Origin of the sequence: Planosporangium spinosum, from assembly GCF_049999945.1 — a bacterium.
Taxonomy (GTDB): Bacteria; Actinomycetota; Actinomycetes; order Mycobacteriales; family Micromonosporaceae; genus Planosporangium; species Planosporangium spinosum.
The window spans coordinates 1-19,720 of the sequence record NZ_JBLYUB010000051.1 but is presented as its reverse complement, the minus strand read 5'-3'; the positions used below and the strand labels follow the sequence as shown (position 1 = coordinate 19,720).

The 19,720-nt window shown below is 71.3% G+C and carries 23 protein-coding genes; 14 read left to right on the top strand and 9 right to left on the bottom strand.

Going from position 1 to position 19,720, the window contains the following annotated elements; genetic code table 11:
- Window positions 1-68: 68 nt before the first annotated feature.
- Entirely contained in the window at window positions 69-569 is a 501-nt protein-coding gene (locus ACNTMW_RS33755) for a DUF1990 domain-containing protein (protein ID WP_426638127.1), read from the bottom strand.
- An 88-nt stretch (window positions 570-657) separates the two neighbouring features.
- Window positions 658-1,077, bottom strand: a complete 420-nt coding sequence (locus ACNTMW_RS33750) for a (deoxy)nucleoside triphosphate pyrophosphohydrolase (RefSeq protein WP_426638126.1) — start codon at window positions 1,075-1,077, stop codon at window positions 658-660.
- Between the two features lie 182 nt (window positions 1,078-1,259).
- On the opposite strand from ACNTMW_RS33750, the gene ACNTMW_RS33745 reads away from it, so the two are divergent.
- The gene (locus tag ACNTMW_RS33745) at window positions 1,260-1,568 is read left to right on the top strand and encodes a 4a-hydroxytetrahydrobiopterin dehydratase (protein ID WP_426638125.1); all 309 of its coding nucleotides are present in this window, start codon (window positions 1,260-1,262) and stop codon (window positions 1,566-1,568) included.
- On the opposite strand, the gene ACNTMW_RS33740 is transcribed toward ACNTMW_RS33745, so the two are convergent.
- The gene (locus ACNTMW_RS33740) at window positions 1,569-2,006 is read right to left on the bottom strand and encodes a MarR family winged helix-turn-helix transcriptional regulator (protein ID WP_426638124.1); all 438 of its coding nucleotides are present in this window, start codon (window positions 2,004-2,006) and stop codon (window positions 1,569-1,571) included.
- 50 nt (window positions 2,007-2,056) lie between these two features.
- Here ACNTMW_RS33740 and ACNTMW_RS33735 point away from each other — a divergent pair, with 50 nt between their 5' ends.
- The 4 genes from ACNTMW_RS33735 to ACNTMW_RS33720 all read left to right on the top strand — a co-directional run bounded on the left by ACNTMW_RS33735 (window position 2,057) and on the right by ACNTMW_RS33720 (window position 5,179).
- A complete protein-coding gene (locus tag ACNTMW_RS33735) occupies window positions 2,057-2,572 on the top strand; it encodes a MarR family winged helix-turn-helix transcriptional regulator (protein ID WP_426638123.1) in 516 nt (171 codons plus the stop codon).
- A gap of 658 nt (window positions 2,573-3,230) precedes the next feature.
- Window positions 3,231-4,484 carry a helix-turn-helix domain-containing protein gene (locus tag ACNTMW_RS33730; RefSeq protein WP_426638122.1) on the top strand — a complete coding sequence of 418 codons (1,254 nt, stop codon included), beginning with the start codon at window positions 3,231-3,233 and terminating at the stop codon, window positions 4,482-4,484.
- Window positions 4,485-4,652: 168 nt separating this feature from the next.
- Complete coding sequence (locus ACNTMW_RS33725) at window positions 4,653-4,931, top strand: hypothetical protein (protein ID WP_426638121.1); 279 nt, start codon at window positions 4,653-4,655, stop codon at window positions 4,929-4,931.
- Window positions 4,928-5,179 carry a hypothetical protein gene (locus ACNTMW_RS33720; protein WP_426638120.1) on the top strand — a complete coding sequence of 84 codons (252 nt, stop codon included), beginning with the start codon at window positions 4,928-4,930 and terminating at the stop codon, window positions 5,177-5,179. The genes ACNTMW_RS33725 and ACNTMW_RS33720 overlap by 4 nt, the downstream gene beginning before the upstream one ends.
- 15 nt (window positions 5,180-5,194) lie before the next feature.
- Here the strand turns inward: ACNTMW_RS33720 and ACNTMW_RS33715 are convergent, their stop codons facing one another.
- Complete coding sequence (locus ACNTMW_RS33715; RefSeq protein WP_426638129.1) at window positions 5,195-5,629, bottom strand: GDP-mannose 4,6-dehydratase; 435 nt, start codon at window positions 5,627-5,629, stop codon at window positions 5,195-5,197.
- A gap of 146 nt (window positions 5,630-5,775) precedes the next feature.
- On the opposite strand from ACNTMW_RS33715, the gene ACNTMW_RS33710 reads away from it, so the two are divergent.
- The 6 genes from ACNTMW_RS33710 (at window position 5,776) to ACNTMW_RS33685 (ending at window position 13,521) form a co-directional block, all read left to right on the top strand.
- Entirely contained in the window at window positions 5,776-6,306 is a 531-nt protein-coding gene (locus ACNTMW_RS33710; protein ID WP_426638128.1) for a SigE family RNA polymerase sigma factor, read from the top strand.
- A complete protein-coding gene (locus ACNTMW_RS33705) occupies window positions 6,299-7,513 on the top strand; it encodes a hypothetical protein (protein WP_426638119.1) in 1,215 nt (404 codons plus the stop codon). The genes ACNTMW_RS33710 and ACNTMW_RS33705 overlap by 8 nt, the downstream gene beginning before the upstream one ends.
- 71 nt (window positions 7,514-7,584) lie before the next feature.
- A complete protein-coding gene (locus tag ACNTMW_RS33700; RefSeq protein ID WP_426638118.1) occupies window positions 7,585-8,070 on the top strand; it encodes a GNAT family N-acetyltransferase in 486 nt (161 codons plus the stop codon).
- Between the two features lie 164 nt (window positions 8,071-8,234).
- Window positions 8,235-11,873 carry a methionine synthase gene (metH, locus tag ACNTMW_RS33695; protein WP_426638117.1) on the top strand — a complete coding sequence of 1,213 codons (3,639 nt, stop codon included), beginning with the start codon at window positions 8,235-8,237 and terminating at the stop codon, window positions 11,871-11,873.
- A gap of 98 nt (window positions 11,874-11,971) precedes the next feature.
- Window positions 11,972-13,084: a hypothetical protein gene (locus ACNTMW_RS33690; protein WP_426638116.1), complete on the top strand. Its 1,113-nt coding sequence runs from the start codon at window positions 11,972-11,974 to the stop codon at window positions 13,082-13,084.
- 50 nt (window positions 13,085-13,134) lie between these two features.
- Window positions 13,135-13,521, top strand: a complete 387-nt coding sequence (locus tag ACNTMW_RS33685) for a RidA family protein (RefSeq protein WP_426638115.1) — start codon at window positions 13,135-13,137, stop codon at window positions 13,519-13,521.
- A gap of 119 nt (window positions 13,522-13,640) precedes the next feature.
- Here the strand turns inward: ACNTMW_RS33685 and ACNTMW_RS33680 are convergent, their stop codons facing one another.
- Both ACNTMW_RS33680 and ACNTMW_RS33675 read right to left on the bottom strand, forming a co-directional pair.
- Entirely contained in the window at window positions 13,641-14,171 is a 531-nt protein-coding gene (locus tag ACNTMW_RS33680; RefSeq protein ID WP_426638114.1) for a GNAT family N-acetyltransferase, read from the bottom strand.
- Between the two features lie 15 nt (window positions 14,172-14,186).
- Entirely contained in the window at window positions 14,187-14,486 is a 300-nt protein-coding gene (locus ACNTMW_RS33675) for a hypothetical protein (RefSeq protein WP_426638113.1), read from the bottom strand.
- 112 nt (window positions 14,487-14,598) lie between these two features.
- Between ACNTMW_RS33675 and ACNTMW_RS33670 the strand changes: the two genes are divergently transcribed.
- Window positions 14,599-15,555 carry a zinc-binding dehydrogenase gene (locus tag ACNTMW_RS33670; protein ID WP_426638112.1) on the top strand — a complete coding sequence of 319 codons (957 nt, stop codon included), beginning with the start codon at window positions 14,599-14,601 and terminating at the stop codon, window positions 15,553-15,555.
- 19 nt (window positions 15,556-15,574) lie between these two features.
- Here the strand turns inward: ACNTMW_RS33670 and ACNTMW_RS33665 are convergent, their stop codons facing one another.
- Together ACNTMW_RS33665 and ACNTMW_RS33660 are read right to left on the bottom strand one after the other, a co-directional pair.
- The gene (locus ACNTMW_RS33665) at window positions 15,575-16,165 is read right to left on the bottom strand and encodes an AAA family ATPase (RefSeq protein ID WP_426638111.1); all 591 of its coding nucleotides are present in this window, start codon (window positions 16,163-16,165) and stop codon (window positions 15,575-15,577) included.
- Window positions 16,166-16,192: 27 nt separating this feature from the next.
- Window positions 16,193-16,921 carry a class I SAM-dependent methyltransferase gene (locus ACNTMW_RS33660; RefSeq protein WP_426638110.1) on the bottom strand — a complete coding sequence of 243 codons (729 nt, stop codon included), beginning with the start codon at window positions 16,919-16,921 and terminating at the stop codon, window positions 16,193-16,195.
- A 207-nt stretch (window positions 16,922-17,128) separates the two neighbouring features.
- Here ACNTMW_RS33660 and ACNTMW_RS33655 point away from each other — a divergent pair, with 207 nt between their 5' ends.
- A complete protein-coding gene (locus ACNTMW_RS33655; protein ID WP_426638109.1) occupies window positions 17,129-17,404 on the top strand; it encodes a hypothetical protein in 276 nt (91 codons plus the stop codon).
- Window positions 17,405-17,552: 148 nt separating this feature from the next.
- On the opposite strand, the gene ACNTMW_RS33650 is transcribed toward ACNTMW_RS33655, so the two are convergent.
- On the bottom strand, window positions 17,553-18,563 hold the full coding sequence (locus tag ACNTMW_RS33650) for a glycoside hydrolase family 11 protein (protein WP_426638108.1): 1,011 nt from the start codon (window positions 18,561-18,563) through the stop codon (window positions 17,553-17,555).
- A gap of 613 nt (window positions 18,564-19,176) precedes the next feature.
- Here ACNTMW_RS33650 and ACNTMW_RS33645 point away from each other — a divergent pair.
- The coding region (locus tag ACNTMW_RS33645) for a type 2 periplasmic-binding domain-containing protein (RefSeq protein WP_426638107.1) at window positions 19,177-19,720 on the top strand (544 nt) is incomplete at its 3' end.

Sequence of the window (19,720 nt, the reverse complement as noted above, 5' to 3'; positions counted from 1 at the left end):
GGGGGGGGGCCCCCCCCCGGGGGGGGGGGGGGCCCACGACCACGATCTCAAGGCCCCGGGCCACGACCTCAGGACCCCGGGCCGCGGGTGATGCGCCGCATCGCGGCCACGTACCGGGCGGTGGCGAAGTCCTGGACCAGCCAGCTCAGCGGCCCGGCCAGCCGGGTGTACCAGCGGGCCGGTCGGCTGAACGCCCTGATGTCCAGCCACACCTGGTCGGCGGCGTCAAGGTGCACCTCGAAGGCCTCCTCCCCGCTCTCCGGGTGGCCGGGAAGCGTGCCGTACCCGTACCCGTACCGGCGCTCCTCGTCGACCACCCACACCACCTCGCACGGGATCCTCATGACGAGCAGCGACATGGTCACCCGCTGGCCCACCCGCGGTGCGGTCGATACCGGTACCCGCAGGCCCGCACCGCGCTGCATGGCCCAGCCGCGCAGCCCGTCCACCGCGCGCCGGAACGCCTCGGTGCCCACGCCGAGCTTCACGTGCCGCCGGACGTGCCGGTACCCGGCGGGCAACTGCTCGCCGCGGGTGGCACCTACCTCCGAATAGGTCAGGTCCGTCATGGGTCGATCATCCTCCCCTTCCACCCCTCCGCCCCCTCCCATGATCACGGAAGTTCCTCCGTGTTCCCGCACGGAAAAAGTTCCGTGATCATGGGGAAGAGCGGGCAAGCAGTGGCCGCAGCGCCTCCGCGACCGGGACGTCCGCCGGCATCCAGGCCACGTCGAACAGCTCGTCGGCGGAGAGCCAGCGCATCTCCTCGTGCTCGGTCAGCCGGGGTTCGTCGTCCCCGCGCAGCCGGGCGGCATACACCCGCAGCACGGCCGTACCTCCGGGGAGCGGGACGTCCGGGCCGACGCGGGCGCCCACTTCGACACGTACACCCAGCTCCTCGCGGCATTCCCGGACGAGCGCCGCAACGTCGTCCTCGCCGGGTTCGACCTTGCCGCCCGGGAACTCCCAGCGGCCGGCCGCCTCCGGCCGGTCCGCCCTGGCACAGGCGAGTACCCGGTCGCCCACGGTGATCGCCGCGCCGACCACAACCTGACACCTGGGCCGTTCGTTGTACATGAACGCCAAGAGTGCCAGAAGGGCCGCCCGATCGGGCACAGGAGTCATCCGTTAAGACAGCAGACGAAGCAAGGGTGGGCGACGACACACCGAGTGGCGCCCGCCAAACTGGCAGACACCAAAGACAACGACAAGGCTTCGATTCGGCTACGAGCCGGCAACGACGCCTGAGGGGTGGCACGATGCGCGTTCGACGGAGCGGCAAGCGCGCGGACTATCTCACCGACGCCCTGAGCCTGCTCGACGGGTGGACCCGGGACGGCCGCGAGTTCCGCCGCACGCTCCCCCTCGACGACTCGCAGCACGCCGCCCTCGCCGAACGGATCAAGGTCGTCGCCGACGCGCTCCAACTGCGCCCCCAGGTGCGCCGCCTCGACGGGCACACGCAGATCAAGTTGTGCACCCACGAGGACGGCACGCTCTCCGACGGCGAGGTGACGCTCGCCGCGCGGATCGAGGCGATGTACCAGACGATCGCCCAGACCGCCTGATCAGGCGGTCGCCGGCGTCACCTTCAGGTTCGCCGCGACGCGTTCGAGCAGGTCCACCAGGGTTTCGTACTCCTGCGCGGACAGGCCCTCGACGATCCGGGCGCGCGCGGCGTGCACCCGGGACGCCACCCGCCGGTACGCCCGCTCCCCCTCGCCGGTGAGCGTGAACGACTCGCCGGCTCGGATCTCGACCCAGCCGCGCGCGGCGAGGGCGTCGACGTACGGTCGCGTCGTCGGCTCGTCGTCCGACAGGAACGGCGCGACCGCCGCGTCGAGGTCGGCCAGGGTAACCGGCGCCTGGGCGATCGTGTTCAGCACCTGCCAACTCCGCCGACCCAGGTCCTCGATGGACAGGAGCCGGTCGAGATTCGCCTCGACGGCGCGGTCGATCTGCTTGATCCAGTAACCGAGCGGACGCCGCTGCGGGGTACCCGCCATGGCCACCTCCAGATACATGTACTTTTACAAGTACATGTAAATTAGCATCTATGGGTGAGCGGGTAGACGATGAGGCGGTCCTCGCGGTGGAGCGGGCCATGGTGGCCATCCGCCGCAGCCAGACCCGGCGGGCCCTCAGCCGCCTCGGCCGCACCCGCGACGGCGACGGCGACGGCGACGGCGACGGCGACGGCGACGGCTCGACGATCGACCCCACGCTGTTCGGCGTGCTGGACGTGATCGAGGAGCGGGACCGGTCCTGCACCATTACCGAAGTCGCCGCCGCGCTCGGCGTCGACCAGCCGAGGGCGAGCCGGCTGGTGGCACGCGCGGTCGACGAGGGGCTACTGGTCCGGCAGCCCGACCAGCACGACGGGCGGCGGGCACTGCTCGCGTTGACCCCGCGGGCCCGGGAGCAGTTGGCGCGGGTACACCGGTTCCGGCAGGAGATCTTCGGCCGGGCGATGGAGGGCTGGCCGGACGAGGACCGTGCCGCGTTCGCCCGGCTGATCACCGCGTTCGTCGCGGCGTTCGGCGAGGTCGTGGCGCGCGACAGCACCCGGTGAGCCAGATTTGACGCGGTGGGGTGCCGCGTACCGCGCCGAACCTACGAGCGCCTGCCCAGCTTCACCACCAGGAGCACGACCGCGGCCACCACGGCGGCACAGGACAGCCCGGAACACAGCAGTACGGCGACGTGCCACGGCCTCAACGCACCCATGGCGGGCAGCGTATCGCCGTCCATCAACGCCCATCGTTGGTCTTGGCGGAGAGTGGGGCTCGAACGTCTCGGCGTCCGCCGCGCGTGCCACACGGTGGTCCGGTGGACATCCGTGACCTTGATGCGGCGACAGCCGAGATGAACCACGCGCTCGGCCCGCACACCGCTCGGGACTGGTCGGTCCCGGCCGGGTCGCTGGAGTGGAGCTGCTAGCAGACCGCTGCGCACATCGGACACGACCTGATCGCCTACGCCGGTGAGGTGGCGGGCCGCCCGACCAGCCGCTACCTCCCCGCGCCTGGCACTGGGGTCCGTGCGACCCGGCCGGCTTCGCCGCACCTCATGGACCTGGAAGGCGGCACTGACCTGAGCCCGCGGTACCCACGGCGACCGAAGGGTGACGCGGAACTGGCTCCGGCGCGTACCGTCGAAGGCACGACGGCACACCACAGTGGAGGCGGGCGACCCGCCGACCGGTCCCCTACCTGGGATGGTGACCAGCAATGCCGCCCTCCGAGGCCCCGGACACGACCATCGGCGACCGCGTGGCGGCCATCAGGCGCCGGCGGGCGATCACCCAGGAGCAGCTCGCCGAGGCGGCGACCGTCTCGGTGGAGACGATCCGCAAGCTCGAACAGAACGACCGGACGACCGCCCGGGTCGCCACCCTCAACAAGCTCGCCCGCGCGCTGGGCGTCCGCACGTCGGAACTGTTCGGTACGTCCGGCAAGCCGGCCGCGCGGCGCGAGGTCGACGATGACGACGTCGCGCTGGTCGCGATACGCCGGGCACTCGTGCCCGCGCGGGGTATCGGCGGCCACGTCGTCACGGCGGTCGAACCGGAGGCGCCGGGCCTGGACGAGGTGCGCGAAGCGATCTGGACGATCGACCGCGCGTACCACTCCGACGACTACGCCACCGCACTCGCCGCGCTACCCGTCCTGCTCGCGGACGCGGCCGGAGCGCTGCAGGAAGCTGACGACCCCGACGAGGCGCGCCGCCTGCTGTCGCAGGCCAACCAGCTCGTCGCCACCGTACTCATCCAGCTTCGTACGTTCGACCTCGCGCACCGCGCGCTCGACCGGGCCCTCGACCACGCCGACGCGGTCGGTGACCGACCGCTCGGCGCGACCGCCGTCGTGTCGTTGTGCTGGCTGCTGCTCCGGGAGGGACGCCTGGACGAGGCCGAGCAGTTGGCGATCTCCACGGCCGACGCCGTCGAACCGTCGTTCGCCCGCGGTACCACGGCGGAGTTCGCCACCTGGGGCTGGCTGATGCTGCGTGGTTCCGCGGCGGCCGTACGCAACAACCGTGACGACCGGTCGACGGAACTGCTCGACGCGGCGGCGGCCGCCGCCGCCCGGGTGAGCGGTGCCCCCGGGGTCGTCCTCGCGCCGGGTCCGGCCACGGTCGGCGCGTTCTGCGAGACGACGGTGGCGATGAAGCGCGTCGAAGCATCGGTCATCAGCGGCCACACCGGCCGGGCGCTCGACCTGACCCGGGCGGTACCCACCGACGGCAGGCCGACCAGCAACAACCGCAACCGCCATCTGCTGGACGTGGCGTACGCGCTGGTCGACCAGCGGCGATACGCGGAGGCGACGCAGACCCTGCTGCGGGTACGCCAGGACGCACCGTCCTGGCTGCGACACCAGCGGTACGGCCGGGACATCGTGTCCTCGTTGGTGAAGCTGCGCAAGCGGGCAGTCGGTGAAGAGCTGTCCGGGCTGGCCGACCTCGTCGGAGTCGACCTCTGACCTGCCGGGGTCGTACATCGTGTACGACCCCGTGACGGATTGGCCCCGGTCTCGTACGTCGCGCACCTTCAGGGTGGTCTCCCCCGCTCCTACGTTGCGTGGCGGGTGCGGCGGTCGGATGTTCCTCCCTGGCCCGGCCGCCGCGCCCCCGACTCCCGGGAGGCCGCAGTGGACATGGAGCATCCGATCTGGTGTCAACCCCGTCGCCGCCGGGCAGCGGTCGGCGGTACGCACAAGAGCGACCCGGTCGAAGCGGCCCACGCCACCAGCCGGATCAGCGCCTGGCTGCAACAGCATCCCGACGGCCACCCCGTCCTGGCGCTCGCCACCGCGGCGCACGGCATCGGCGCCCCGTACGCCTTCCTGTCGCTGTCGCATGCGCGCGCCCTCGTCGACCGGACCCGTCAGCTGTTGGAGCAGGCTCCCGCGGCCGGAGAGACGACGTGAGCGCCCATCAGCCGATCCGCCCCACCTGGGTCTGCGTCGGGTGCGGGCACTTGTGGCCCTGCCCGAGCCGGCGCCGCCAACTGCTCGCCGAGTACACCGGCGCCCCGGCGTCACTGTCCCTGCTGCTGGGTTCCGCGCTGGTACGGGCGACCGCCGACCTGCCGACGGCGGCCGCCGGCGACCTACACGACCGGTTCGTCGGCTGGCTACCGGCGGTCGCCCCGAGCGGCTTCGGGCGACCACGGTGATACGGCACGGCCGTGCTACCGCCCGGCGGCCGTCCACGCGTTCTCGTCGATCGCGGCGCGTTGGCGCAGCGGTTGCCACCAGTGCCGGTGTGCGGCGTACCACGCGACGGTCTCGGCCAGGCCCTGCGCGAAGTCGACCGTCGGCGCCCACCCCAGCTCGGTGCGCAGTCGGCTCGAGTCGAGCAGGTAGCGGCGGTCGTGACCGGGGCGGTCGGGCACGGTCTCGATCAGCGTGTGCGGCAGGTCGAGCTGGTCGAGGATCCGCGCGGCCAGCTCAGCCACGCTGACCTCGACGCCGGAGCCGACGTTGTACGTCGCGCCGTCCCGTCCGTCGAGCAGCACGCGCTCGATCGCCACGCAGTGGTCGTCGACGTGCAGCCATTCCCGCCGGTTGGCGCTCGACGCGTAGACCGGCAGTGGCTTCCCGTCCAGGGCCAGCGTGGTGAACAGCGGGATGACCTTCCGCTACCGGACCGGGCCTTCCCCTGGGCCGACAATCGCCGATATTGGCTGCAACCTTCCTGGACCGCGACACGTGTTCTCGCGGAACGGCCGGACGGCCCGGTCGCCTCAGGGGAGAGGGCAGTGTGATCAGCTTGCGTGACGGGGGCAGCCTCGAAGCGGCAACGGATACCGGACCGCCGCGGCATACCGAGTTCGCGGAGTTCTACTCGGCGAACTTCCGGTCACTGACCCTCCAGCTGTACGCGTACACCGGCGAGCTGTCGGCCGCCCAGGACGTGGTACAGGAGGCGTTCTGCCGGGCGCTGGCCCGCTGGAACAAGGTCGTCGCGTTCGACGATCCCACGGCCTGGGTACGCCGGGTCGCCTGGAACCTCGCCACCAGCCGGTGGCGCCGCGCCCGGACGGCGGCGCTGTTCGTCCGCAAGCACCGCGAGGAGCACGTGGCCGGACCGAGCCCGGACCGGGTGGCGCTGGCCCGGGCGCTCGCCACGCTGCCCGCCCAGCAGCGCCGCGCGGTGATCCTGCACTACCTTGCCGACCTGCCGATCAGCGAGATCGCCCAGCAGGAGAACGTCGCCGAGGGCACGGTCAAGTCCTGGCTCCACCGCGGGCGAGCCGCGCTCGCCGCCAAGCTCACCGACAAGGAGACCAGCCGTGGCTGACATCGATGACGACGTGTTGATCACCGGCGCCTTCGCCTCGTTCCGCAACGAGGCGACACCCCACGTCAAGCCGGCCGGCGTGGCCGCGGCCCAGGAGACGGTACGACACCGCAGGCGGGTCCGCACGATCGCGGCGACGACGCTCGCGGCGCTCGTCGTCGCCGGCCCGGCGGTGGCGTACGCGGCGATCAACGCCGACCCGCACGGACCGCCGTCCCAGGTCGCCACGTCGCAGAGCCCGACGCCCGAGCCGTCGACCAGCGCCGCACCGGCCCCGTCGGCGAGCGCAGGGCCGAGCTCTCCCCCGGCCGCGCCGGACGGCCGGATCAGCGAGCAGGAGTTGAAGCACGCGACCCTCGACCTCCCGGCGTGGCCGTCTGACGAGTTCAACCGCGGGTGCGTGTCCGGTCCGACCACGTTCACCGACGACGGCCGCCACTACATCAAGGCGTCGATGCACCTGTGGATCGGCAAGGTGGCGTACGCGGACGTCGACCACGACGGCGCCACCGAGACCATCGTCGTGATCACCTGCGGTGACCAGGGGTCGACGTACCAGGTGGTGGCGCTCGACCGGGACGCGGACGGCACCATCCGCACCATCGGCCAGGTGGTGGCGGCGACCGGCGCGATCAGGACGGTCTTCGGGGTCAAGTCCGGCCCCGACGGCACGGTCCAGGTCGAGGTCGGCGACTACCCGATCCCGCTCGGCGGCACCTACGAGCCCGACAAACCGCTGTCGCAGCACCAGTGGCGCACGTACGGCTGGAACGGCTCGCGCTTCACGCAGGTCGGCGGCCCCACGTCGTTCCCGGTCAACCCGAAGGTCACGGACCTGGCGACCACCACGACGGACCTGGTCTTCGGCGCGCCGGTCGACGGCGTACACCGCGGCTCGATGACGGTCACGGTGCGCAACCTCGGCCCGACCGCTCTGCCGTACCGCGTCGTCGTCGAGGTCCCGGCCGGCCTGCAACTGGTCGCGCCGACCGGGTGCACGGTGGAGACGTTCGCGCAGCCGGTGATGAACGTGACCTGCGACCAGGGCGCGCTGGCGGCGGGCGCCACGAAGACCGTCACGTTCGAGTTCACCACCCCGACCCCGGTGACGCCGAACTTCCTTCCCAGGGCGAGCGTGCGGTACGCGGACGGGTACGGCGACTCGAACTGGGCCAACAACGAGGCGCAGTTCACCGTGAAGTACTGATCCTCGAAGCGGCGAGGGCGGCCGGGCGAAGACGCTTGGCCACCCTCGCCGCGTTACGTAGGGTCACCAGCATGTTCATCAGGACCGCCACCGCTCAGGACTGGCCCCGGATCTGGCCGTTCTTCTCCGAGATCGTCGCCGCCGGCGAGACGTACGCCTACCCCGAGGGGCTCACCGCCGAGCAGGCCCGGCCGATCTGGATGGAGCAACCCCCGGCGCAGGTCGTCGTGGCGACCGACGGGGACGTCGTGCTCGGCTCGGCCAAGATGGGACCGAACCGTCCCGGTCGCGGCGCGCACGTGGCGACCGCGAGCTTCATGGTCGATCCGGGGCAGCGGGGGCGGGGCGTGGGGCGCGCGCTGGGCCGCTACGCCGTCGACTGGGCCAGGTCCGCCGGCTACCGCGGCATGCAGTTCAACGCGGTGGTCGAGACGAACACCGTCGCGGTGCGGCTGTGGCAGTCGCTCGGCTTCGAGATCCTCGCGACCGTACCGGAGGCGTTCGACCACGCGCGGCACGGCCTCGTCGGCCTGCACGTGATGTACCAGCGCCTGTGAGCAATCGCCCACGGGCCAGGCCACGCCGGCCGGCGGGCGCTCGGGTATCCTACGTATCACCTGGACAGATTTGACGGCAGCTTGGCGACCAGGACAAAAACGCCTAAAGAGCCCCGCGCCACGTTCGCGCGCGCCTCTTGGGTACCTGACGACGGAGGAGCGCGGTGGCGACGAACGGTGAGTCTCTGCGGAAGGCACTCGACGAGCGGATTCTGGTCCTGGACGGCGCCTGGGGCACGATGCTGCAGGGCGCCGGGCTCACGCCGGACGATTACCGGGGTGACCGGTTCCGTGACCATCCCCGTGACCTGACCGGCGACCCGGACCTGCTGAACCTGACCCGGCCGGACCTCATCCTCGACATCCACCGGCGGTACCTGGCCGCCGGCGCCGACATCACGACGACGAACACGTTCACCGCGACCAGCATCGGCCAGGCCGACTACGGCCTGGAAGGCGCGGTACGCGAGCTGAACCTCCAGGGGGCGCGGCTGGCCCGGCAGGCGGCCGACGAGGCGGGTGGGCGCTTCGTCGCCGGTTCGGTCGGGCCGCTCAACGTCACGCTGTCGCTGTCCCCCCGCGTCGACGAGCCGGCATTCCGGCCGGTGACGTTCGACCAGGTCCGCGCCGCATACGCCGAGCAGATCGCCGCGCTCGCCGAGGGCGGCGTCGACCTGCTGCTGATCGAGACGATCTTCGACACGCTCAACGCGAAGGCCGCCATCGCGGCGGCCCGCGAGGTGGCCCCCGACCTGCCGCTGTGGATCTCGGTCGCGATCGTCGACCTGAGCGGCCGTACCCTGTCGGGCCAGACCGTCGAGGCGTTCTGGACCTCGATCGCACACGCCCGTCCGCTGGTGGTCGGCGTCAACTGCTCACTCGGCGCGGCGGAGATGCGCCCGCACGTCGAGGAGCTGGCGCGGCTGGCCGACACGTACGTCAGCTCCCACCCCAACGCGGGCCTGCCCAACGCGTTCGGCGGGTACGACGAACAGCCGCACCACACCGCCGGGCTGCTGCGCGGCTTCGCCGAGACGGGACTGGTCAACATCGTCGGCGGGTGCTGCGGTACCGGGCCGGCGCACATCGGCGAGATCGCCCGGGGTGTCGCCGGTCTGCCGCCCCGGCCGGTACCGGCGCACCGCCCGCACGCCCGGTTCAGCGGCCTGGAGCCGTTCGAGATCGGGCCCGACACCGGGTTCGTGATGATCGGCGAACGGACCAACGTCACCGGCTCGGCCCGGTTCCGGCGGCTCATCGAGGGCGGCGACCATCAGGGGACCGTCGACGTGGCGCTGGAGCAGGTACGGGGCGGGGCGAACCTGCTCGACGTGAACATGGACGCCGACCTGCTCGACAGCGAGCGGGCGATGACGACGTTCCTCAACCTCATCGCGACCGAGCCCGAGGTGGCCCGGCTCCCGATCATGGTCGACAGCTCGCGGTGGAGCGTGCTGGAGGCCGGTCTGAAGTGCGTCCAGGGCAAGGGCGTGGTCAACTCGATCAGCCTCAAGGAGGGCGAGGCGGCCTTCCTGGAACAGGCCCGGCGCATCCGCGACTACGGGGCCGGCGTCGTCGTGATGGCCTTCGACGAGCAGGGCCAGGCCGACACCGTCGAGCGCAAGGTCGCCATCTGCGGCCGCGCCTACGACCTGCTCACGCAGGTGGCCGGGTTCGCGCCGCAGGACATCATCTTCGACCCCAACGTCCTGGCCGTGGCCACCGGGATCGAGGAGCACAACGGGTACGCGAAGGCGTTCATCGACGCGCTCCCCCTGATCAAGCAGCGCTGCCCCGGAGCCCTCACCAGCGGCGGCATCTCCAACCTGTCGTTCTCCTTCCGGGGCAACGACGTGGTCCGCGAGGCGATGCACTCGGCGTTCCTGTTCCACGCCGTCCGCGCCGGCCTCGACATGGGCATCGTCAACGCCGGCCAGCTCGTCGTGTACCAGGACATCGCTCCTGACCTGCTCGAACTCGTCGAGGATGTGATCTTCGACCGGCGCCCGGACGCCACCGACCGGCTGGTCGCCTTCGCCGAGACGGTCAAGGGCTCGGGTACGAAGCGGGAGGTCGACCTGTCGTGGCGCGACGCCCCGGTGGAGAAGCGGCTCGCCCACGCGCTCGTCCACGGCATCGTCGACTTCATCGAGGCCGACACCGAGGAGGCCCGCCAGGCCGCGGCCCGGCCGCTCGACGTGATCGAGGGGCCGCTGATGGACGGCATGAAGATCGTGGGCGACCTCTTCGGCGCCGGGAAGATGTTCCTGCCCCAGGTCGTCAAGAGCGCCCGGGCGATGAAGCGGGCGGTCGCCTACCTCGAGCCGTACATGCAGGCCGAGAAGGAACGGGCGGCCCGGGACGGCCAGGCTGTCTCCGGCGGCCGCGCCGGTGGACGGGGGCCGGGCAGGATCGTGCTGGCCACCGTCAAGGGCGATGTCCACGACATCGGCAAGAACATCGTCGGGGTCGTCCTCGGCTGCAACAACTATGAGGTGATCGACCTGGGGGTGATGGTGCCGGCGGCCACCATCCTGGACACCGCCGTCGCCGAGGGCGCGGACGCCGTCGGACTCTCCGGACTGATCACCCCGTCGCTGGACGAGATGGTCAACGTCGCCACCGAGATGCGCCGCCGGGGCCTCGACCTGCCGCTGCTCATCGGCGGCGCCACGACGTCACGGCAGCACACCGCGGTGCGGATCGCCCCGGCGTACGACCACCCGACCGTGCACGTGCTCGACGCGTCCCGGGTCGTGGGGGTCGTCTCCGACCTGCTCGACCCGGTCCGCGCCGCCGACCTCGACCGCCGCAACCGGACCGAGCAGGAGCGGCTGCGCCAGCAGCACGCCGAGAAGGAGCGGCGGCCGCTGCTGCCGCTCGCGCAGTCCCGGGCCAACCGCGAGGCGGTCGCCTTCGACGACCTGCCGGTACCCGCGTTCACCGGTACCCGGGTCGTCGAACCCGACCTGCGGGTCCTGCGCGAGTTCATCGACTGGCAGTTCTTCTTCTCCGCGTGGGAGATGAGGGGCAAGTACCCGGCGATCCTCGACCAGCCGGCGGCCCGCGACCTCTTCGACGACGGCCAGGCGCTGCTCGACGAGAGCATCTCCGGTGGCCTGCTGCGGGCGCGCGGCGTCTACGGCTTCTGGCCGGCCCACGCCGACGGCGACGACGTCGTCGTCGACGGCGGGCCGCGCTTCCCGATGCTGCGCCAGCAGGCGGCGCGCACCGACAGCCGGCCCCACCGCTGCCTCGCCGACTACGTCGCCCCCGCCGGCGACCACCTCGGCGCGTTCGCCGTCTCCATCCAGGGCGCGGAGGAGCTGGCCCGCCACTACGAGGCCCAGCACGACGACTACCGCGCGATCATGGTGAAGGCGCTCGCCGACCGCCTCGCGGAAGCCTTCGCCGAGTACGCGCACCTCGAAGCCCGGCGGGCGTGGTACGAGCCCGGCGCGGCACCGGCCCTGGAGGACCTGCACGCGGAACGGTTCCGCGGCATCCGCCCCGCCTTCGGGTACCCGGCCTGCCCCGACCACTCGGAGAAGCGGAAGCTCGTCGACCTGCTGGACGCCGGCAGCCTCGGCATCGGGCTCACCGAGTCGTACGCGATGACGCCGGCGGCGAGCGTCAGCGGCCTGCTGTTCGCGCACCCCGCGTCCCGGTACTTCGCGGTCGGGCGGATCGGTCGCGACCAGGTCGAGGACTACGCCGTGCGTAAGGGCGTCCCGGTGGCCGAGGTGGAGCGCTGGCTGCGGCCCAACCTGTCGTACGAGCCGGCACCGGGGACCTGCGGCTGACGTCCGGTCAGCGCGGCTGCGGCTGAACGGATGGTTCGGCCGCAGCCGCGCCGTGCTAGACAAAGATCCGCCCAGCCGGATCAACGAACGGGAATCCGATGACCGACACCGTCCACGCGGCGGCGGAGCCGGCCGCGCCGGTCATTCTGCGCGCCTCGCCGCGCGTCGTCGTCGGGCACCTGAGACTCGGCGCGCTGTCCGCGGTCGTGGCGGGCCTCGGCTGGTGGCTGCGGCTCAACTACCTGCCGCTGCTGTTCGCCGTCAGCGCCGCCGGCCAGCTGTACTGGTGGCTGCACGGCGCGGTGGGGCGGGTCGAACTGGGCCCGGACGCCGTCCGGGTTCGCCGGCTGTTCGGCGTCACCACTGTCCAGTCGGGCGACGTCGCGCGCTTCGCGGTCCACACGAAGACCTTCGGCCGGCACGTACGCCTGGAGCGGTACGCCGGACGGGCGTTCCGGCTGCCGGCGCCCGTCTCCCCACGGCTGCTGCCCGACCCCCGGTTCGACGAGCAGGTCGAGGCGATCCGCGCGTGGTGCCGCCCCCGGTTCGGCGGCGCGGCCGGCCCGGCGTTCGAAGGGCGTCGACCGCGGTGGGTGTACCCGGTGACCGTGCTGACCCTCGGCCTCGCCGCCGCGCTTGCGGACCGCCCCTGGGGCTGGGTCGCGACGGCGGAGGCCGCCGAGCTGCCCCAGCCGTGCGAGGTGCTCCGGCAGCCGGCGAGCACCGTGGTCGGATCGGCGTCCGGGGAGCCGCTGACGTTCTCCACTCCGGACGTACGGGTCACCGGATGCCGCTGGCCGGGAGCCGGTGACCGGGAGCTGCTCGTGGTCATGACCCTGTACGCCCGGTCGGGGCTCCACAGTGCCGAGTCCGTCGCCACCGCCCACCTCCTGGACGGCGGGCCCGGCGCCTACGGGTGGTCGACCGGGACGCTGCGGCCACTTCCGCACGCCACCCGGATCGGTGACGCCACGCTGACCGCCTACATCGGGCGACCCCGGACGGCCGTAAGTGTCCTCGGGCCGAACACCACGGACGACAGCCCCGTCGGCGGGGCCGTGCTCGTCCGGACGGCCAACGTGATCATCGAGGCGTATCTCGAACCGGCCGACGACGAGGCGGCGCAGGACGCCGCGCCCATTACCGACGCCGAGGTGGCCGGCCTGCTCACGGTGGCACGCGCCGCCGCGGACTCCGTCGCCGTACGCTGAGCGGGTGCCGCGACGGCGGTCCGGCCGGCAGCGATCCTGGAGGCGTTCCCTTGCAGCAGCACCACGTCCGGCCCGACGGGACACCGCCGGTCAACGGGTACAGCCACGCGGTCTCGTTCAGCGGCACGATGGTGGCGATCTCCGGCCAGGTACCGCTCGACGCGGACGGCCGGCTGGTCGGGGAGGGCGATCCGCGGGCGCAGATCAGGCAGGTGTTCGAGAACCTCAGGACGGCGCTCGCGGCGGCCGGCGCCGGCATGGAGCACGTGGTCAAGCTGACCGTCTTCCTGACCGACCTCGCCGACCTGGCCGACTTCCGGGGCGTACGCGACGAGTACATCTCCCTCGAACGGCCGCCCGCCAGCTCGTTGGTGCAGGTCAGCGGCCTGGTGCACCCGGCCTTCCGGGTGGAGATCGAGGCCCTGGCCGCGATCTGAGGCGGGCCCGATGCCCGTAGGCCGGGCGCGGATGACGCCCTGTGCGCCGACCCGGCCGCGCGTGCCGAGTACCAGGCGTGAAGCTACGACTCGGCCGGAAACAGCCCTGTCTCCACGCGTCACCACTCGTCGACGAGTACGGAGTAAAGCAGCGAATCACGCCATGCCCCGTTGGTGAAGACGTGATGGCGGATGCGGCCTTCGTACTGCATGCCGAGGCGCGTGACGAGCGCGATCGACGCCGCGTTGTCGGGGCCGATCGCGGCGGATATCCGGTGCAAACCCAGTTCGCGGAAACCGAAGTCGACCAGCGTACGCCCGGCGTCGGTCGCGTAGCCGCGGCCCCACTGGTCGGCTCGGATCGCGTACCCCAACGTGCCGGCTTGTACGCCGCCCAGCCCGAGGCGGGCAAACCCGATCAATCTGTCGTCGGGCAGAGTGGCCGCGAGGTAGTACTCCGTGCGGGGTACCGACTGCGCCCGTTCGACCGCACCGTTGATCATCTTGGCCGTGGCTGCGAGGTCACGGCTGTCGAACGACAGCCACCGGGTGACCTCGTCGTCCCCCACCACCGCCAACGCGTCGGCCGCGTCCTCCGCGCGGAACTCCCGAAGGGTGACAAGGCGGCCGGCGAGCGTGACCGGATACATGCCTGCGATCTTTCCTCATCGGGCAAGGGCGGTGAGCGGCGTATGGGAGAAGCCTTCGATCTGGTCGATCAGAGCGGGCGCGTCAGCGGCAAGGCCGGAGCGGGCCAATGCCCGGTGAACGCGCTGGACGGAGTGGATGACGCCGTTGATCCGTTCCTGCGGCGGTAACGCCAACACCGGCGCCAGGGCTTCTGCGGCGGCGTCGACCTCGTCGGGTAGCCAGACGAGTGCGTCGGCGGCGTAGTAGAGCGTGTCGCTGGCCGACCGCTGCCGATGCCACCGCTTTCCGGCGCCCCGACGCCGGAGTACCGCCACCTCGAGGCCCGGAGGCTGGCTCCTTCGTCCTCGTCCGCTCACGACGGTTGACCTCAACCTGAGTTCAGCTTGCACGCTGGTGCCCGGTTGTCGAGCCGTGGGGAGGAACCGGATGCGTGCGGTGTGGTTGAAGGAGTTCGGCGGGCCGGAGGTGCTCGTACCCGGAGAGGCCCCGGATCCGGTCGCCGGCCCCGGCCAGGTGACGGTCGAGGTGGCGTTCGCCAACGTCACGTTCGTGGAGACCCAGTTCCGGGCCAGCGGCGCCGGGCCGTTCCGCGCGGAACCGCCGATGATCCTCGGCAACGGCGTCGGCGGCGTGGTGACCTCGGTCGGCGCCGGGGTCGACCGGGAACTGATCGGCGCGCGGGTGGTCACCGGCACCGGCGGTTCGGGCGGCTATGCCGAGCGGGTGGCGGTCGACGCCGCCGGGCTCATCGGGGTACCGGACGGTGTCGCGCTGGACACCGCGGTGGCCCTGCTGGCCGACGGTCGTACGGCGATGATGCTGGTGGCGGCGGCCGGACTGGGCGCCGGTGACCGGGTACTGGTCGAGGCGGCGGCCGGCGGGGTCGGCACGCTGCTGGTCCAGCTCGCGCGGGCCGCCGGAGCCCGGGTCGTGGCCGCGGCCGGCGGCCTCCGCAAGACCCGGACAGCGGGTGACCTGGGCGCCGACGTGACGGTCGACTACCTGGATGGGGGCTGGCCGGACCGGGTACGCGACGCCGTCGGCGGCGTGGACGTCGTCTTCGACGGCGTGGGCGGGGCCGTCGGCCGCGCGGCGTTCGACCTGCTCGACCGCGGCGGGCGGATGCTGAGCTTCGGGCTGGCGAGCGGGGAATGGACGCCGATCCCCGAGCAGGCCGCCGCCGACCGGGCGGTGACGCTGGTGCAGCCCCGGCCGACACCGGCGCAACTGCGCGGGTACACCGAGCGCGCGCTGACCGAGGCGGCGGCCGGCCGGCTGCGGCCGGTGATCGGGCAGCGGTTCCCGCTGGAACGGGCGGCCGACGCCCACGCGGCCATCCAGTCGCGCGCCACGATCGGCAAGACCCTCCTGGTCGTACGCTGACCGTGCGCGCCCCGGCCGGTCACGCGTCCAGGCAGGCGAGGAACAGCCGGTAGGTCCGTTCCGGGTCACCCTGCTCGGACGGTACGACCTTCACGGTCGGCCGGGAGGCGATCAGCGCCAGCAGGCGGTCGTACATGGCCGACAACTCCGGGTACCCGCCGAGCCGGTCCAGCACATCCTGCGCCTCCAGGTGCGCAGGGTCCGCCGCCGACCGGGTACGTTCGGCGAAGCGACGCAGGACATTTTCCCTGCTGTCGAGCAGGACGATCTCGTGGAAGTCGGCCCCCAGTTCCCGCGCGAGGTCCTCGACCCGCTCCAGGAACTCCGGTCGGCCGAGAAACTGCGGGATGACCACGTCGTGGCCGGCGAGGAGGTGGGTCCGCGCCGCCGCGAGCGCGAGCGCGCGGGCCAGCAGCCCGGCCGTCGACGGGTCCCGTTTCCACCGCCCGATCAGGCCCCGGACCCGGTCGATGTCGAGGTTCAGCGTGAGCGGGTGCGCGTCGGCGTACATCCAGGCGAGGGTGGACTTGCCGCACGCGGGTGGCCCGTTGAGCACGATCAGTCGCGGCACCCGGGCGCGGCCGTCCGTACGATCGTCCGCCGCGACCATCGACTCATCCTCCCCCACCCGCGGGCGTCAGGCCGGGCGCCGGGCGATGAAGACCAGTTCGCGTCCGGGCCGGTCCGGCGCGTCCCGGACGTCGACCACCGCGAAACCGGCGGCGGCCAGGGACTCCTCGACCTCGTCACGGTTGCGGAAGCGCAGCGTCGAGTCCGATGTGTACACCGCGCCGTCGCGCCGGAAGGTGATCGTCCACCGGAACGACACCAGGTCACCGCTGACGCCCGTGACCTCGACCCACGTCTCGACCGCGCCCACCCCCGGGATCTCGGTGCGCGACCACGAGTCCCGGCGGTTCCACGCCAGCCACGCCTTCCTCGCCGGGTCACGGGTCTCGAACACCAGGTGCCCGCCCGGCCGGAGCGCGGTATGGGCACCCCGGAGGGTCGCCGTCCAGTCCTCGTCGGCCAGGAAGACCTGGGCCACGTTGCCGGTCATGACGGCGAGATCCACCCGCATCGGCGGCAGGGTGGTCGCGTCGCCGTGCAGCCAGCGGACCGCGTCCGCGCCGGGCTTGACCCGGGCGACGTCGAGCGATGCCCGGGCGGGCTCGACGCCGGTCACCTCGATGCCGCGCCCGGCGAGCAGGCAGGCGAACGTACCGGTACCGCAGCCGATGTCGAGGACGCTGCGGGCACCGAACTCGCCGACAATCGCCAGGTACACGTCCAGGTCGCTGCGATCCGGATCGAGCGGGTCGTAGACCTGAGCCAGCCGCGGCTCCTCGAAGATCGCATCAGCCATGGCGGGGACGTTAGTACCGGCCGGCCCGGTTCTACCAGCCGTGCGACGCCACCCACTGCTACGAGATGCCGTTCCGGCCGGCCGCCTGGCGTGAATACGAGCGGATGAGGCGGTCATTCATCTCTTCGGTCAACCGTCGGATCTTGTACTGTCAATCATCAATATTGCCAGCACCCTCGGTCAATGGACAGAGGTACGGCGACGATCATGGCACTCCTGGGGATGGTGGTCGGATTCTTCACCGGCCGGACCTATCAGGCAGCGCATCGCGCGCACGCGGACTGGAAGACCACCAAGGCAACGGTTCCGCTGCTGTATCGCGCCTTCCTGAATCTGCTCGGTTCGGCCGCCGGATGGATTCTGGTCATCGGCATCGCCGCCGTGATACTGATCGCCTGGACGGTCAGCGGCGCCACCGGCCACCGCGCGCCGGAGCCGGCCGGCACCGTACAGCCGGCGAAGAGCACGCTCTCGCCACGGTGACCGACCCCACCCACCGTCGACGATGCGGCCCGCCCGGATCCTCGGGCTCACCCCCTCCCGCGACGGTGCGGTTGTCGGGTGGGCAACGGTGTGGCGCGGCGACCACGGGCCGCCGCGCCACAGGTGTGCTGTTCCGGGTGCTCGGGGATCAGCTCGCGCTACAGGAGACCGTCGGCCAGGTCGTGGTGCCGTTAGTCTGGATCGTGACGCCCCAGTTGTTACCGTTGCCGTTGGGTTTGGCGGTCAGTACCTGGGCGCTGGGGTAGCTGGCGCTGATGTTCCAGGTGGCGATGATCTTCTCGGGGGACGGAACGTTCATCGTCACGGTCCAGTTGTTGGATCCGGACACCGAGACGTTGAGGTTGTACCGGTCGCTCCACTGCTGGCCCGCGGACAGGGTCGCGGTGCAGCCGCCACCGCCGCCGCCACCGCCACCGCCGCCGCCGCCACCGCCACCGCCACCGCCACCGGAGCTGTCCAGCGTGATGTTGGAGTTGCCACTGCTCTGGTATCCCTCGGTCGCCAGGATCATGTAGTCATGGCTGCCCAGGTTCATTCCGTAACGGGCCCACGCGTCAAAGTGGTTGCCAGTGGTTATGGTTCCGCCCGTCTTCTTCGACTGCCGGACGCTCCAGTACTGGTTGAACGTCTTGGTGCCTTCGATGGAGGGGGCGTTGTACCGCGTCGTCTGGTAAATGTCGTACGTGCCGCCATCGCTGGTGACTGTGCCCTTGTACGTTCCCGTGGGCCGGTAGGTGCCCCAGTTGTCGACGATGTAGTACTCCACGAGCGGGTTCCTCGTCCACCCGTAGAGAGCCAGGTACGCATTTCCGGACGGATTGAAGCTGCCCGAGTAGTTCACACTCCTGCGTCCGCCGGTGCTCCAGCCCTTACCGGCGACGAAATTCCCGGTATTGCTCCATGAGGTGCTGTAGTTGCCACCGGATCCCAGGTTCATGGAGACCGTTCCGGGACTGTCGGTCCAGAATGAATAGAAGTAGCCGTTGTTGGTACCCGTTTGATTCGAGGTCACGGCCGCGTTGGCGGTACCGGGCAGCAGCGTTGTGGCCGCGACCATGGCTACGGCGCAGGCACCGCCGAGGAGCAGTCTCAGGCGGCCGCGCCTGCGGCTCTTCGGGTAGGCGGGGGTGTCGTTCATGTGCGCGCTTCCTCCTCGTGACGGCTGGCGGGGAGGCCAGGCAGCGCGATACGACCCGGCGGGACTGTCGGTGGCCAGGGTGACGGTCACCGCGTCGGCGCCGTACCACGCGGCAGGGGTTGGCCGGTCGTCGTGCGGTTGACGACCGGAGGACCAGGTCGAAGCGGGTGACCCGGATCGACAGTTATTGAGGCCTGTCGATGGCGACAGTATTGGTCCGGCCTCGTCGGATTGTCAACGGCTTCCGGAAAGATTTCGAAAGCCCGGGATCGGCCGAGGATCCCTGTACGGGGTGTTGATACTGGCCAGTCGCCCTACCCGATTGACCCGGCTCGCGGTTGACCGGTGGATCGCCGGCTACAGTGATCAATATCCGGGTGGTCAGTTCCGAAAGTTTCGGAACTCTTCCGGATCACACTGCGCGGGCTGTACGGGCAGCGCACATGTGCCCCGGCGCCAGCTGTTTAACTCGTACGCCTGATCTTCCGCATCAACATCGCCCAGACGCCGAAGCCGGCACCGATGTTGGACGTGATGACCCTGAGGTCCCCCCGCTTTCGCGGATCGGTGGTGGCGATCGCTTGGTAGTGCCATGTGGGGCAGGATGACCGGCGTGGGACAGAGCGCTGAGTCGATTGAGGCGGTCATCACCGACAAGCTGGATGGCGACTTCGCGCGAGCTAGCCGGGACCGTGGCTTGGGTGCGGCGCGAGGTCGCTTCGGACGTACCACCGCGACCCGGCTGGCTGCACTTCCCGGGCACCTCGCCTACAACAAGGCGCGGGGCTTCAACCTGGACGACGCCGGGCGCTTAGCAGCCATCTGCGACTTCTTCGCCCAGGCGGGCGTGCCGCCCCGTATCGAGGTGTGGGCGGGTGACGCCTCGGCACGGTTGGGCCGAAATCTGGCCGGGGCCGGCTTCTATGCCGCGGAGGTGGGTGCCACGCTGGTCGCCCCGGTGGACGCCTCCTCGTGGGCGAACGCCCGGGATCCGCATGTTGAGGTGCGCGAGATCGAGGGCGACGACACGGAGCTGATTTCAACCTCGCTGGCGTGGTCCCCACCAGGGCAGGATGGGTGGCAGGTCGGTGAGGAGCCGGGCTGGCCGTTTGGGCTCGGGCGATTCGCCGTCGTCGCCGTCCCAGCGGCGTCCGTAC

Bases quoted from the DNA above. Each gene is read 5' to 3' on its own strand.
- ACNTMW_RS33755 (WP_426638127.1), bottom strand. From the start codon at position 569: ATGACGGACCTGACCTATTCGGAGGTAGGTGCCACCCGCGGCGAGCAG.
- ACNTMW_RS33750 (WP_426638126.1), bottom strand. From the start codon at position 1,077: ATGTACAACGAACGGCCCAGGTGTCAGGTTGTGGTCGGCGCGGCGATC.
- ACNTMW_RS33745 (WP_426638125.1), top strand. From the start codon at position 1,260: ATGCGCGTTCGACGGAGCGGCAAGCGCGCGGACTATCTCACCGACGCC.
- ACNTMW_RS33740 (WP_426638124.1), bottom strand. From the start codon at position 2,006: ATGGCGGGTACCCCGCAGCGGCGTCCGCTCGGTTACTGGATCAAGCAG.
- ACNTMW_RS33735 (WP_426638123.1), top strand. From the start codon at position 2,057: ATGGGTGAGCGGGTAGACGATGAGGCGGTCCTCGCGGTGGAGCGGGCC.
- ACNTMW_RS33730 (WP_426638122.1), top strand. From the start codon at position 3,231: ATGCCGCCCTCCGAGGCCCCGGACACGACCATCGGCGACCGCGTGGCG.
- ACNTMW_RS33700 (WP_426638118.1), top strand. From the start codon at position 7,585: ATGTTCATCAGGACCGCCACCGCTCAGGACTGGCCCCGGATCTGGCCG.
- ACNTMW_RS33690 (WP_426638116.1), top strand. From the start codon at position 11,972: ATGACCGACACCGTCCACGCGGCGGCGGAGCCGGCCGCGCCGGTCATT.
- ACNTMW_RS33680 (WP_426638114.1), bottom strand. From the start codon at position 14,171: ATGTATCCGGTCACGCTCGCCGGCCGCCTTGTCACCCTTCGGGAGTTC.
- ACNTMW_RS33670 (WP_426638112.1), top strand. From the start codon at position 14,599: ATGCGTGCGGTGTGGTTGAAGGAGTTCGGCGGGCCGGAGGTGCTCGTA.
- ACNTMW_RS33665 (WP_426638111.1), bottom strand. From the start codon at position 16,165: ATGGTCGCGGCGGACGATCGTACGGACGGCCGCGCCCGGGTGCCGCGA.
- ACNTMW_RS33660 (WP_426638110.1), bottom strand. From the start codon at position 16,921: ATGGCTGATGCGATCTTCGAGGAGCCGCGGCTGGCTCAGGTCTACGAC.
- ACNTMW_RS33655 (WP_426638109.1), top strand. From the start codon at position 17,129: ATGGCACTCCTGGGGATGGTGGTCGGATTCTTCACCGGCCGGACCTAT.
- ACNTMW_RS33650 (WP_426638108.1), bottom strand. From the start codon at position 18,563: ATGAACGACACCCCCGCCTACCCGAAGAGCCGCAGGCGCGGCCGCCTG.